Annotated in this window: 10 protein-coding genes and 2 tRNA genes; 10 read left to right on the top strand and 2 right to left on the bottom strand. The window is 69.7% G+C overall.

Features of this window, described 5'->3' with window-relative positions:
• The 7 genes from AB8P05_RS01245 to AB8P05_RS01275 all read left to right on the top strand — a co-directional run bounded on the left by AB8P05_RS01245 (position 1) and on the right by AB8P05_RS01275 (position 9,977).
• Positions 1 to 1,917, top strand: coding sequence for a ComEC/Rec2 family competence protein (locus AB8P05_RS01245; protein WP_472758491.1), 1,917 nt, complete (start codon positions 1 to 3; stop codon positions 1,915 to 1,917).
• Between the two features lie 129 nt (positions 1,918 to 2,046).
• Positions 2,047 to 3,876, top strand: coding sequence for an autotransporter domain-containing protein (locus tag AB8P05_RS01250; protein WP_472758492.1), 1,830 nt, complete (start codon positions 2,047 to 2,049; stop codon positions 3,874 to 3,876).
• Positions 3,877 to 3,950: 74 nt separating this feature from the next.
• Positions 3,951 to 4,646: a dienelactone hydrolase family protein gene (locus AB8P05_RS01255; protein WP_472758493.1), complete on the top strand. Its 696-nt coding sequence runs from the start codon at positions 3,951 to 3,953 to the stop codon at positions 4,644 to 4,646.
• A 247-nt stretch (positions 4,647 to 4,893) separates the two neighbouring features.
• On the top strand, positions 4,894 to 5,721 hold the full coding sequence (kdsA, locus tag AB8P05_RS01260; RefSeq protein WP_472758494.1) for a 3-deoxy-8-phosphooctulonate synthase: 828 nt from the start codon (positions 4,894 to 4,896) through the stop codon (positions 5,719 to 5,721).
• A 30-nt stretch (positions 5,722 to 5,751) separates the two neighbouring features.
• Positions 5,752 to 6,267 (top strand): DUF192 domain-containing protein, encoded by a 516-nt coding sequence (locus AB8P05_RS01265; protein ID WP_472758495.1) that lies wholly within the window; start codon positions 5,752 to 5,754, stop codon positions 6,265 to 6,267.
• An 84-nt stretch (positions 6,268 to 6,351) separates the two neighbouring features.
• Positions 6,352 to 8,748 (top strand): efflux RND transporter periplasmic adaptor subunit, encoded by a 2,397-nt coding sequence (locus AB8P05_RS01270; protein WP_472758496.1) that lies wholly within the window; start codon positions 6,352 to 6,354, stop codon positions 8,746 to 8,748.
• The gene (locus tag AB8P05_RS01275) at positions 8,745 to 9,977 is read left to right on the top strand and encodes an ABC transporter permease (RefSeq protein ID WP_472758497.1); all 1,233 of its coding nucleotides are present in this window, start codon (positions 8,745 to 8,747) and stop codon (positions 9,975 to 9,977) included. The genes AB8P05_RS01270 and AB8P05_RS01275 overlap by 4 nt, the downstream gene beginning before the upstream one ends.
• On the opposite strand, the gene AB8P05_RS01280 is transcribed toward AB8P05_RS01275, so the two are convergent.
• Positions 9,946 to 10,350, bottom strand: coding sequence for a hypothetical protein (locus AB8P05_RS01280; protein ID WP_472758498.1), 405 nt, complete (start codon positions 10,348 to 10,350; stop codon positions 9,946 to 9,948). The two genes, AB8P05_RS01275 and AB8P05_RS01280, sit on opposite strands and share 32 nt — an antisense overlap.
• Positions 10,351 to 10,505: 155 nt before the next feature.
• Between AB8P05_RS01280 and AB8P05_RS01285 the strand changes: the two genes are divergently transcribed.
• From AB8P05_RS01285 to AB8P05_RS01295, 3 genes are all read left to right on the top strand, one after another.
• Positions 10,506 to 10,583 (top strand) — tRNA-Pro (locus AB8P05_RS01285).
• A 72-nt stretch (positions 10,584 to 10,655) separates the two neighbouring features.
• Complete coding sequence (locus AB8P05_RS01290; protein WP_014247573.1) at positions 10,656 to 10,952, top strand: ETC complex I subunit; 297 nt, start codon at positions 10,656 to 10,658, stop codon at positions 10,950 to 10,952.
• 42 nt (positions 10,953 to 10,994) lie between these two features.
• Positions 10,995 to 11,071 (top strand) — tRNA-Arg (locus tag AB8P05_RS01295).
• Positions 11,072 to 11,169: 98 nt separating this feature from the next.
• On the opposite strand, the gene AB8P05_RS01300 is transcribed toward AB8P05_RS01295, so the two are convergent.
• Entirely contained in the window at positions 11,170 to 12,861 is a 1,692-nt protein-coding gene (locus AB8P05_RS01300) for a methyl-accepting chemotaxis protein (RefSeq protein ID WP_472758499.1), read from the bottom strand.
• Positions 12,862 to 12,941: the final 80 nt, after the last annotated feature.

A 12,941-nucleotide genomic window follows, 5' to 3' on the forward strand; every position in this document is an offset into this window, starting at 1 on the left:
GTGAGGCGCCGGTTCGCGCTGTTCGGCGCGGCATTGGCCCTGCTGATGGTGGCGGCCGGCTTCCTGGTGGCGCAGGGGCACAGCGCCCGGGTGGCGGCGCCGGTGCTGACCCGCGTCATCACGGGTGCGACCGTCACCGGCCGCGTGATGGCGGTGGAGCGGCGGCCGGGCGCCGTCCGCATCACCCTGCGGGAGCCGACGGTCAGCCGCCTGGCCCCGGAGCGGACGCCGGCGGCGCTGCGCATCCGCCTGTCGGACCGCCATCCGGCACCCGATCCCGGATCGGTGGTGCGGCTGCGCGCCACCCTGCTGCCGCCCCAGGCGCCGGCCGAGCCGGGGGCCTTCGACTTTCAGCGGCGGGCGTGGTTCATGGGGCTGGGCGGGACCGGCTTCGCCACCGGCGCGGCGGAGGTGGTGGAGGCGCCGCCGGTGACCGGATGGCGCATGGTGACGGTGGCGTTCGAGCGGGCGCGCGGCGCGATTGCCGAGCGGGTGGCGGCGGCCATCGCCGATCCGGTGGAGGCCAGCGTCACCACGGCTCTGCTGAACGGGGAGGAGTTCGGCATCCCCGAAGCGACGCTGGAGGATTTCCGCAACAGCGGGCTGGCGCACCTGCTGTCGATCTCCGGCCTGCATGTGGGCATCGCCGCCGGCATCCTGTTCTATGTGGTCAGGGCGCTGCTGGCGCTGGTGCCCTTCATCGCCCTGCGCTGGCCGATCAAGAAGATCGCGGCGCTGTTCGGCATCGTGTCGGCGCTGGCCTATACGATGCTGGTCGGCGCGCCGCTGCCGACGGTGCGGTCGGTGCTGATGACCGGCATGGTGATGGGCGCGATCATGCTGGACCGCCATCCGCTGAGCATGCGGCTGGTCGCCTTCGCCGGTCTGGTCACCATCGCCATGGATCCGGAGGGGATGCTCGGCCCCAGCTTCCAGATGTCCTTCGCGGCGGTCGTGGCGCTGATCGCCGCCTTCGAGCGGGGCAGCGCGCGGCTGGCGGCGTGGCGCGGCGAAGCGGGATGGGTCCTGCGCGGCCTGCTCTATGTCGGCGGCATCCTGCTGACCAGCGTGGTGGCGACGCTGGCGACGCTGCCCTTTTCGCTCTTCCATTTCCAGCAGATCGCCTTCTACGGCGTGCTATCCAACCTGATCGCCATCCCCATCACCTCCTTCTGGGTCATGCCGTGGAGCCTGATCGCCTATGCCCTGATGCCCTTCGGGCTGGAGGCGCCGGCCCTGATCGCGATGAACTGGGGCGACCGGGCGGTGATCTGGACCGCGGAGTTCTTCGGCCGCCTGCCCTGGGCGTCGCTGACGGTGCCGGCGATACCGGTGGAGGGATTCGCGGTGCTGGTGCTGGGCGGCATCTGGCTGTGCATCTGGACGCGGTGGTGGCGCTGGATGGGGCTGTTGCCGGTGCTGGTCGGGCTCGCCTCGCCGGCGCTGGTGACGCGGCCGGATGTGCTGGTGGCGGGGGACGGGACGGTGGCGGCGGTGCGGATGCCCGACGGTCGCCTCAGCGCTTCGGGGAAGACGGGAGGCCGGGTGACCGAGACATGGCGGGAACGGGACGGCGAACGGTCGGCGGCCGATCCGTGGCCGGCGGCCGGTGGATGGAGCGGAGGAGGGCGGTCGCTGACCTGCGATGTGCTGGGGTGCCTGTATAGGGTGCAGGGAAGAACGGTGGCCTTGCCGCGGCTTGCCGACGCGCTTGACGAGGATTGCGGAGCGGCCGACGCGGTGGTGACGGCGGCGGTGGCGCGGGGGTGCCGGGCCGGGGTGGTGGTCGACCGCTGGGCGCTGCGGCATGAGGGCGCCCATACCCTGACGATCACCGCTGACGGGATGGAGGTGCGAACGGTGCGGGGGCTGCGGGGAGATCGGCCCTGGACCGGAGGCTGGACCGGGGGGAGGTGAGGCGGAGGCAGGCGCTTCGCCGTCATTTCGGCTGCCTTCCCCATACGTCACCTTTCTTGCGCGTCCGACACCCTTGTGCGACGATCCTCTGAAAATCGCACAACCAAACAATCAGATCGGGGAAGGACCATGAATCGCGTCAGGATCGCCGCGCTTGCCACCTGTCTGACCGCGCTCGCCGCCGTCCCGGCCACCGCGGCGGACTATTCCTCCACCATCTTCTTCGGCGACAGCCTGACCGACAGCGGGGCGTTCCAGTCGCTGCTGCCCGTCGGCGGCAAGTTCACCACCAATCCGGGGCCGGTGTGGGCGGAAAACCTCGCCGGTGCGCTCGGCACCTCCGCCGTCACCGCGGCGCGGAGCGGCACCGACTATGCGGTCGGCGGGGCGCGGGTGAACAGTTCTGTCGGCGTGCCGGCCACCGGTCCGACGGCGCTGGCGCCCAGCGTCGCGGCGCAGATCTCCGGCTATCTCGCCTCCACCGGCGGACGGGCCGATCCGAATGCGCTCTACACCGTGTGGGGCGGCGCCAACGACATCCTGGCGTCGCTGGGCAGCCCGGCGACCGCCCAGGCCACGGTGACGCAGGCGGCCACCGATCTGGTGACGCAGGTGGCGCGGCTGCGCGCCGCCGGTGCGCGCACCATCCTGGTGCCGACGGTGCCCGACATCGGCTCGACCCCCTTCGGGCGGGCGCAGGGTGCCGCGGCGGCGGCGCAGATCTCGCAGCTGGTCGGCGGCTACAACCAGCTGGTCACGCTGGGGCTGGCGAATGCCGGCGTCTCGGTCATCCCGATCGATACCTATTCCCTGTTGCGGGCGGCAGTGGCGAATCCGGCATCCTTCGGCTTCGCCAACGTGACCGGCACCGCCTGCACCAGCAGCAGTTCGCTGCTCTGCACACCCGCCACCCTGGTGGCGCCGAACGCGGCGGAGAGCTATCTGTTCGCCGACGGCGTCCATCCGACGACCGCCGGCCATCGCGCCGTGTCCGACTTCGTGCTGAACGCCCTGACCGCGCCCGGCAATGTCGCGCAGCTCGCCGAATCGCCGGTCCACACCCGCGACCGGCTGACCGCCACCATCCTCGCCCAGGCTGCGACCAGCCTGTGGAGCCGCAAGCCCGGCGAGACCGGCGCCTGGATCAGCGGCGGGGCAGGCCGTCTCACCAGCGACCGCACCGGCGACCTCGGCGCCGGCGGACTGGCGGGGGTGCGCGGCACGCCGCTGTCGGTCAGCATCGGCATCGACAAGCGCTTCACGGAGAATCTGCTGCTCGGCGTCGCCGGCACCGCCTCGCATTACCGCGGCAGCTTTTCCACCGGCGGCGACTACAAGCAGCGGGAATATGTGCTGAGCGGTTACGGCGTCTACCGCATGGGCGGCGCCTTCGTGAACGGCGTCGGCTCCTTCGGCTTCACCGATTACGATGTGCGGCGCGGCGTCACCATCAACGGCACCGACCATTCGACCGGCGGCAACACCGAGGGCATCAACGCCTCCATCGGCGTCGAGGGCGGCTATGACTTCACCACGGGCGCCCTGACCCACGGCCCGGTGCTGGGCCTGCGCTACCAGCATGTGGAGGTGGAGGGCTTCAGCGAGGACAGCAGCCTGTTCGGCTTCACCTACCGCTCGCAGACCCGCAATTCGCTGGTCGGCAGCGTCGGCTATCGGGCGGCCTATGATTTCGGCAGCGTCCTGCCTTATGCCAAGGTGACGCTGAACCGGGAGTTCAAGGACGACCAGCGCAACATCACGGTGGAAAGCCGCAGCATCTCCACGCTGGCCTACGACGTGGCGGTGGCGAAGCCGGACCGCAGCTATGTCGATCTGACCGCCGGCGCCTCCTTCCGGCTGGCGACGTCGGTGACCGGCACGCTCGGCCTGAACGCTCGGTTGGGCGACCAGTACCGCCGCGACTATGGCGGCTTCGTCGGCGTCAGCGTCGGCTTCTGACCAAAGGCGGGGTGACCGGGGCCAAGTCCGCTCCATATCAGGGGCGGATTTGCCAACGGGAGGATAAGAACGCCATGTCAGAGGTGATTATCGACGCCGCCGACGGCGGCCGCTTCTCGGCCTATGTCGCCAAGCCCTCGGTAACCCCCGCCGGTGGACTGGTGGTGATCCAGGAGATCTTCGGCGTCAACGCGGTGATGCGCGAGCTGTGCGACTGGTACGCCTCGCAGGGTTTCCTGGCGGTGTGCCCCGACCTGTTCTGGCGCCAGCAGCCGGGCGTGCAACTGACCGACAAGACCGAAGCGGAATGGAACCAGGCGTTCGCCCTGATGAACGGCATGGACCAGGACAAGGCGGTTGAGGACCTGAAGGCGGCGCTCTCCTGGGTGCGGGGGCAGGAGGGCTGCACCGGCAAGGCGGGCAGCGTCGGCTACTGCCTCGGCGGCCGGCTGGCCTTCATGATGGCGACGCGGTCGGATGCGGACGCCAATGTCGGCTATTACGGCGTCGGGCTGGAGGGGCTGCTGGGCGAGGCCGACAGGATCGCCAAGCCGCTGCTGCTGCACATCGCGGAGAACGACAAATTCTCCAGCCCCGACAAGCGCGACGCCGTGGTGGCCGGGGTGAAGGGCAACAAGTGGGTGACCGCCAAGGTCTATCCCGGCATGGACCATGCCTTCGCCCGGCCGGGCGGCGAGCATTACGACCGGGATGCAGCCGACGAGGCGAACCGGCTGACGGTGGAGTTCTTCCGGACGCATCTGGGGTGATTGCCCCCACCCTAACCCTCCCCACCTTCGGTGGGAGAGGGAACTCCGCCGCTCCGTTGCATAACTCCTGCAAGCATCCTACCCCCTCCACCGCCAAAGGCGGGGAGGGATGGGGAGGGGGCATTCCGCTTTGCACTTCAACTTGCCGCCCAGGATTGACGCCGCCCGCCATTGACCGTCCCCCCATTTAATGGGATGCAAAGGCCCACGGGCGCCGTTTCGCCCGTTTTCGTTTTGGAGCACTCCGATGACCACGCCGCGCGCCGTCCAGATCGGCAACCTGACCGTTGCCAACGACCGTCCCTTCGTCCTGATCGCCGGCCCCTGCCAGATGGAAAGCCGCGACCATGCGATGGAGACCGCGTCCGCGCTGGTGGAGATGACCAGGGCGCTGGGCATGGGGCTGATCTACAAGTCGAGCTTCGACAAGGCCAACCGCACCTCCATCGCCACCGCGCGCGGGCTGGGCATGGACAAGGCTCTGCCGATCTTCGCGGAAATCCGCGAGCGCTTCGGCTGCCCGGTCATCACCGACGTGCATGAGTCCGGCCAGTGCGCGCCGGTGGCCGAGGCGGTGGACGTGCTGCAGATCCCCGCCTTCCTCTGCCGCCAGACCGACCTGCTGGTCGCCGCCGCGGAGACCGGCCGGGCCGTGAACGTCAAGAAGGGCCAGTTCCTGGCGCCGTGGGACATGAAGAACGTCGCCGCCAAGCTGGTCGCCTCGGGCAACGAGCGCGTGCTGCTGTGCGAGCGCGGCGCCAGCTTCGGCTACAACACGCTGGTATCGGACATGCGGTCGCTGCCGATCATGGCGGAGACCGGCTTCCCGGTGGTGTTCGACGCCACCCATTCCGTCCAGCAGCCGGGCGGGCAGGGCACCACCTCGGGCGGGCAGCGGGAATTCGTGCCGGTGCTGGCCCGCGCCGCCATCGCGGTCGGCGTCGCCGCCGTCTTCATGGAGACGCACGAGAACCCGGACTGCGCCCCCAGCGACGGCCCCAACATGGTGCCGCTGAAGGACATGCCGGCGCTGCTGGCCAAGCTGCAGGCATTCGACCGTCTGGCGAAGTCCTAAAAACGCTTAATTTGGCAGGGGAGCGGCGCCGTGCTTGACTGGCGCCTCTTCCGCTTCAGCCGTTCGGGGGCGTGCATGATGTTCGGTCGGGTGTTCCGGGGTGCCGTCATGGCGCTCCTGCTGCTGGCGGTCGCCTTTCCGGCGGCGGCGCTGGAAAGCTTCCAGAAGTCCAAACTGACCGTGGAAACGGCGGGCGGCGGCAAGTTCCGCTTCACCGTCGAACTGGCCTTGACCCCCGGCCAGCAGGCGCAGGGCCTGATGTACCGCCAGTCGATGCCGGCCGACGCCGGGATGCTGTTCGTCTACGACCGGGTGCAGCCGGCCAGCTTCTGGATGAAGAACACCCTGATCCCGCTGGACATGCTGTTCATCGCCGCCGACGGCCGCATCGTGAACATCCACGAGCGCGCGGTGCCGGAATCGCTGGATTCCGTCACCTCCGACGGTCCGGTGAAGGCGATCCTGGAGCTGAACGGCGGCATGGCGGCGCGGCTGGGCATCCGCGCCGGTGATCGCGTGGTGTCGCCCGACATCACGAAACCGTAAGCGGAAAGACGATCCTCCGCCCATGACTTTCGCTTAAACTCCCCCAGATTGATCGCGCGGGGTGCGGCGGCGCGGAGGGCGGACATGGCCGGGAGAGCGGGCAGGCGGGTGGCGGTCATGGTCGGGGTGGCGCTCAGCGCCGCGGCCGGCCTGTCCGCCTATGTCATGCTGGCGCGCGCCGAACCCGGCCCCTCCTACCGGCTGGCTAAGGTCGAACAGGGCCCGCTTGTCAGCGCCATCACCGCCACCGGCACCATGAGCGCGCTGGTGACGGTGGAGGTCAGTTCACAGCTGTCCGGCCAGATCGCCGAGCTTTACGCCGACTTCAACAGCCGCGTCACCAGCGGCCAGATCCTCGCCCGCCTGAACGGCGACCAACTGGCCGCCCGACTGGCCCAGGCCGGCGCCGACGTCGATTCCGCCAAGGCGGCGCTCATCCAGCAGCAGGCCCTGCTGGACAAGGCGCGGGCCGACCTCGCCAGCGCCAAGGCCAGCGTCGCCAACGCCGACGCCCAGATCCTGCGCGCCGACCTTGCCCAGCGCGATGCGGAGCGTGACCTGCGGCGGCGGCGCGACCTGCAGGGCCGCGGTGTGGTCGCCGCCGCCGACCTGGAAAAGGCGGAGACGGCGGCCCACAGCGCCCAGGCCCAGCTGGTCGCCGCCCGCGCCCAGAAACGGCAGGCGGAAGCGGCGGAATCCTCCGCGCAGGCGTCGCTCGCCGTCGCCGCGGCCCAGGTGGAGGTCGCCCGCGCCCAGGTGGCGCAGCGCGAGGCCGCCCTGCAGCTTGTCCGCGTCGATTTGAACCGCTCGGTCATCCGGTCCCCCATCGATGGGGTGGTGGTGAACCGCGCGGTCAGCACCGGCCAGACGGTGGCCGCCAGCCTGTCCGCACCCACCCTGTTCACCATCGCCCAGGATCTGCGGCAGATGGAGGTGCTGGCCAACATCGACGAGGCCGACATCGGCCGGGTGCGCGAAGGCATGCCCGTGCGCTTCACCGTGAACGCCTTTCCCGGCGACAGCTTCACGGGCCGGGTTGCCCAGGTGCGTCTGGCGCCCAAGGAGGATCTGACCGTCGTCACCTACATCGTCGTCATCACGGTGGAGAATCCGGACCTTCGCCTGCTGCCGGGCATGACCGCCAACCTGCGCATCACGGTGGACGAGCGGCCGTCCGCGGTGAAACTGCCCAATGCCGCCCTGCGGTTCCGTCCGCCGGGGGTTGAGTTGCCGGGCGACGCGCCGGCCCCCACCACCGGCGGCCCGAACGGCGGGCGGGGTGCCGCGGCGCTGGAGGCCGCCGCAAAGCGGGTGATGGACGGCTTGAAGCTGGACGAGAACCGGCGCCGCGACATCGCCGCCCTGGTCGTCGAAGCGCGGGAGCGTTTCACCGCGCTGGATGCCGAAGGCGGCGATCCCGAACGCCGCCGGATGGAGGCCAACGCGATCCGCACCACGGCGCTGGAGCGGATGGCCGCCCTGCTGGAGCCGGCGCAGCGCGAGCGTTTCGACGCGCTGGTGGAGCCCGGCCGGGCGGCGGAGGCGACGCGCACCGTCTGGGTTCCCGGCCCCGGCAACGGCAGCCCCGTCGGCGTGGCGGTCCGGCTCGGCATCGGCGACGGCAGCTTCACGGAGGTGGTGTCCGGCGAACTACGCGCCGGGCAGGAGGTCATCACCGGCATCCTCTCCCCGACCGAGACACCCGCCGGGGACCGCGCCTTGGCTTCTGATCTCTCCACGTCGGAATCCCCCTCTCCCCCTCGGGGAGAGGGGGAGCATCAAGCACCCCTGATCGCGGTCGAACGTCTCTCCCGCCATTACCGCATGGGACCGCAGACCGTCCACGCGCTGGACGACGTCACCGTCGCCATCGGCCGCGGCGAGTTCGTGGCGGTCATGGGCCCGTCCGGCTCCGGCAAATCCACCTTCATGAACCTGCTGGGCTGCCTGGACCGCCCCGATTCCGGCCGTTACCGTCTTGACGGGCGCGAGGTGGCGGGTCTGTCCTCCGACGCGCTGGCGGCGGTGCGCAACCGCAGCATCGGCTTCGTCTTCCAGTCCTTCAACCTGCTGCCCCGGCAGACGGCGCTCGCCAACGTCATGCTGCCGATGGTCTATGCCGGCGTCGGCCATGCCGAGCGGGCGGAGCGTGCGTTGGCCGCGCTCGACGCGGTGGGATTGCGGGAGCGGGCCGGGCACCGCCCGACCCAGCTCTCCGGCGGCCAGCAGCAGCGGGTCGCCATCGCCCGCGCCCTGGTCAACGACCCGCTCCTGCTTCTGGCCGACGAGCCGACGGGGGCGCTGGACACCGCCACCAGCCTGGAGATCATCGCACTGTTCCAACGGCTGAACCGCCGCGGCATCACGGTGGTGCTGGTCACCCACGAGCCGGAGGTGGCGCGCTTCGCCGGCCGCGTCCTGCAGTTCCGCGACGGCCGCCTGATCGACGACCTGCGCCAGGAGCCGGAGGTGGCGGCATGACGGCCTGGGACGCCCTGCGCGCGGCGCTCGATTCGCTGCGGGCCAACCCGTTGCGCAGCGCGCTGACCATGTTGGGCATCGTCATCGGCGTCGCCGCGGTGATCGCCATGGTCGCGGTCGGCGCCGGTGCGCGGGATCAGGTGCTGCGCCAGATCGCCAGCTTGGGCACCAACCTCATCATGGTCGGGCAGGGCAGCATCGTCCGCGGCGGGGTGAAGCTGGGTGCCGGCACCGCTTCGACCCTGACGGAGGACGATGCGCTGGCGGTGCTGGCGGAGATCCCCGGCGTGGTCGTGACGGCGCCGTCGGTGCGCTGGGGGCTGCAGATCGTCGCCGGCAACCAGAACTGGGGCACGGTGCTGTTCGGCATCACGCCTGACTATATGGACGCCCGCGACTGGACGGTGGCGGCTGGCCGGGGGCTGTCGGACGACGACGTGGCCCAGGCCAACAAGGTGGTGGTGCTGGGCCAGACGGTGGTGCGCAACCTGTTCGGCGGCGGCGATCCAATCGGCGAGCCGGTCCGCGTCTTCTCCACGCCGCTGACCGTCGTCGGTGTATTGGCCGAGAAGGGGCAGAACACCCAGGGGCAGGACCAGGACGACGTCATCTTCGTCCCCCTGTCCACCGCCAAGCGCAACATCCCGGGCATGGCGAAGAGCAACCCGCGCTTCATCCACACCATGGTGGTGAAGATGCGCGACGGCGCCGACATGGCGGAGGCGCAGGCCCAGATCCGCGACCTGCTGCGCCAGCGCCACCGGCTGATCCCCGGCCAGGACGACGATTTCTGGATGCGCGACCTGTCGGAGGTGTCGGCGACCCGCGACGCCTCCTCCCGCGCGCTGTCCTTCCTGCTGGCGGCGGTCGCGGCGGTGTCGCTGCTGGTCGGCGGGATCGGCATCATGAACATCATGCTGGTGTCGGTGACCGAGCGCACGCGGGAGATCGGGCTGCGGCTCGCCATCGGGGCGCGGCGGCGCGACATCCTGGTGCAGTTCCTGATCGAATCGACCACCCTGTCGCTGATCGGCGCCGCGGTTGGGGTGGCGCTGGGCATCGCGACCGCCATGGGGGTGGCGGCACTTGCCGGCTGGCCGACGCTGATCCAACTCGACTCGGTCGTGCTGGCGGTGGTGGTCAGCGGCCTGATCGGCGTCTTCTTCGGCCTCTACCCGGCCCGGCGGGCGGCGCTGCTCAATCCCATCGAGGCGCTGCGGCACGAATAGCCGCAAAGTCGGCCGCGGCATCGCCCGCCAGCGCCACCGGCCGCGCATCGCTGCGGGCCAGCCACACAGCCGTTCGGGTGATCCATGCCGCCTCCTTCGGCGCGGCGAGCAGCCCGTGCTGCCGCTCCGCCACCACCCGCGCCAGCGCCAGGACGGAAGTCGCGGCATGCCGCTTGGCGAGGTCGATCTGGCCGATGGCGGGATCGAGCGCCGCGCGCAGGGGACCGCCGCCCATCGGCGCCACAACATCCACCGCCGCACCGGCGCGCAGCAGGCGGTGGGCCAGCTCGACCGCCGCATGCCGGTCCGGCCGGTCGCCCAGGTCGGGCAGGAAAAGGGCGACGACGAACGGGGCGGGGGTGAGCGACGGCAACGAATCGACCTGAAAATATGTTGGAGGGAAGGTGTTTAGCGACCGAACGCCGCACCGGACGCCCGATGCGGCAGGCGGGATGGAGAAAGACCGCGAAAGCGGTGCGCCCTCCGCTTGCCGTGGGCGTGGCGTTCGTGTATCTCACATCGCGGCGACGGGGCGTAGCGCAGTCTGGTCAGCGCGCCAGTTTTGGGTACTGGAGGCCCCCGGTTCGAATCCGGGCGCCCCGACCATCGCCGAGGGACAAAACCGCGTCCAAGCCGTAAGCGCCAGGACGCACTGGCATTTGGGGAGACGAGCGAGCCATGAACGTCCGGATCTATCAGCCGAGCAAGACGGCCATGCAATCCGGCCGGGCCAAGACTCACCGTTGGATGCTGGATTATGAGATCGAGACCCCGCGCCGTCCGGAGCCACTGATGGGCTGGACCAGCTCCGGCGACACGCTGAACCAGGTGCGCCTGTCCTTCGAGACGAAGGAAGAGGCCATCGCGTTCGCGGAGCGCGAGGGCTGGAACTACACCGTTCAGGAAGCCCCGGTCCGCCGGGTCCGTCCGCGCAACTACGCCGACAATTTCCGCACCGACCGCCCGCGCTTCTGATCGCGGCCCCGGTCCGGAAGGGTTTGCCCGGATCCGCGATAAGGCCCCATAGCTCAGTTGGATAGAGCAGCCGCCTTCTAAGCGGCAGGTCGCTGGTTCGAATCCAGCTGGGGTCGCCATCTCGGCAAGCCGATGCAGAACAGAAAAAGCCCCGCTCAAGCGGGGCTTTTTCTTTGTCTGGCATCGGTCGGAACGGGGGCGTCACGCCCCCGGCGGGTCAGGCCGCCTTGATGTCGTTCAGGAAGGTCTCGACGTCCTGGCGCATCAGTTCGGCTTGGCGGGACAGCTCTCCGGCGGCGGTCAGCACCTGTCCGGCGGCGTTGCCGGCTTCGCCTGCGGCCTGCGTGACCTGGAAGATGCTGCCCGTGACCTCCTGCGTGCCGGCGGCGGCCTGCTGGACGTTGCGGGAGATCTCGTTGGTCGCGGCACTCTGCTCTTCGATGGCGGCGGCGATGGCGGTCGTGATGTCGTTGATGCTGCCGATGGTGCCGCCGATGCCTGCAATCGCCGTCACCACGCCCTGCGTCGTCTGCTGGATGGCGCCGATCTGGCTGGCGATCTCCTCCGTCGCCTTGGCGGTCTGGCCGGCCAGGCTCTTCACCTCGCTGGCGACGACGGCGAAGCCCTTGCCTGCCTCGCCGGCGCGTGCCGCCTCGATGGTGGCGTTCAGAGCCAACAGGTTGGTCTGGCTGGCGATGTCGGTGATCAGCCCGACCACCTCGCCGATCTTCTGCGCGGCATCGGCAAGGCTGCGCACGGCGTCGCTGGTCTGGGTCGCCTCGTTCACCGCCCTGCCGGCGATGTCTGCGGAGCGGGAAATCTGGCTTCCGATTTCGCGGATGGAGCTGGCCATCTCCTCGGTCGCGGTGGCGACGGTCTGGACGTTGGCGCTGGTCTGCTCGGCGGCCGAAGCGACCACGGTCGCCTGGGTGCTGGTCTGCTGGGCCATCGCCGACATGCTGTGGGCGGTGGCGTCCAACTCCGACGCCGCGGCGGCGACGGTGCGCAGAGCCTTGCTGGACGAACTCTCGAAGCCGGCGAGCAGCCGCTCGATGGCTTGCGCGCGGCGCAGCTTGGCCTGCTGCTCGGCAGCCTCGGCGGCGGCGAGGCGGTCCGCCTCGATGAGCCCGTCCTTGAACACCTGGACAGCGCGGGCCATGGCGCCCAGCTCGTCCCTGCGCTCCGTCCCGTCGATCGCGACGCTCAGTTCGCGGTTCGCCAGCCGCCCCATGATGCCGGTCAGGCCATGGATGGGCCGGACCACGGCCCCGAGAATCAGCAGAATCGCGCCGACGCCCGCCATCATCGCCACCAGGATGGAGCCGACGATCCAATTGCGGGACGTGACGTAGATCTCGGCGCCACGATTGGCCGCCTTCACCCCTTCGGAGCGGTTGAACTGCACCAGTTCTTCCAGCAGTGCCTTGGCAGTTTGGAATTCCCGGCGCGATTCGCCGGTGAACAGGTCGGAGAGGGCGACCGTTTCGTTCTTGCGGGCCAGCGGACGCAGCTTCTCCCGGCTGAGGCCGATGTAGCGGTTGTACGACTCGACGAACTTCCGGTAGGTCTCCGTTTCCCATCCCGGCGTCAGCATAGGCTCGTAGACCGCGCGCTTTTCTTCGATGCTGCGAATGGTACGGTCGAGGCTCTCTTCTTCGCTGCGGATCCGCGCCTCGTCCTGCACGGCGATCAACGCCCCTTCGAGGGCCCGGTAGGAGTAAAAGGTGGAGTAGAGTTCGGAGACGGCAACCACCGAAGGCAGCCAGTTGTCGCGGATTTCCGCCGCCTCTTCATTGACCGACGAAATGCGGTTGATCGCAAACAGGCCCAGCAGCGCAGTGCCGATCAGAAGCACGGAGAACGCCGCGATCACCTTCGCGCGAACAGACGCGTTCCTCACCCAATCCATTTCGAACCCCCGGTTATCACTGGTTGGGAGTCTTAATGGGATCGTTGCAGGATTAAATAGGGGCTGACCCTTATCGGCAG

The organism is Azospirillum sp. VT-I1, from assembly GCF_055698305.1.

Excerpts from the sequence above, each read along its gene's own strand:
- AB8P05_RS01250 (WP_472758492.1), top strand. The coding sequence starts at position 2,047 with ATGAATCGCGTCAGGATCGCCGCGCTTGCCACCTGTCTGACCGCGCTC.
- AB8P05_RS01255 (WP_472758493.1), top strand. The coding sequence starts at position 3,951 with ATGTCAGAGGTGATTATCGACGCCGCCGACGGCGGCCGCTTCTCGGCC.
- kdsA (WP_472758494.1), top strand. The coding sequence starts at position 4,894 with ATGACCACGCCGCGCGCCGTCCAGATCGGCAACCTGACCGTTGCCAAC.
- AB8P05_RS01270 (WP_472758496.1), top strand. The coding sequence starts at position 6,352 with ATGGCCGGGAGAGCGGGCAGGCGGGTGGCGGTCATGGTCGGGGTGGCG.
- AB8P05_RS01275 (WP_472758497.1), top strand. The coding sequence starts at position 8,745 with ATGACGGCCTGGGACGCCCTGCGCGCGGCGCTCGATTCGCTGCGGGCC.
- AB8P05_RS01290 (WP_014247573.1), top strand. The coding sequence starts at position 10,656 with ATGAACGTCCGGATCTATCAGCCGAGCAAGACGGCCATGCAATCCGGC.
- AB8P05_RS01300 (WP_472758499.1), bottom strand. The coding sequence starts at position 12,861 with ATGGATTGGGTGAGGAACGCGTCTGTTCGCGCGAAGGTGATCGCGGCG.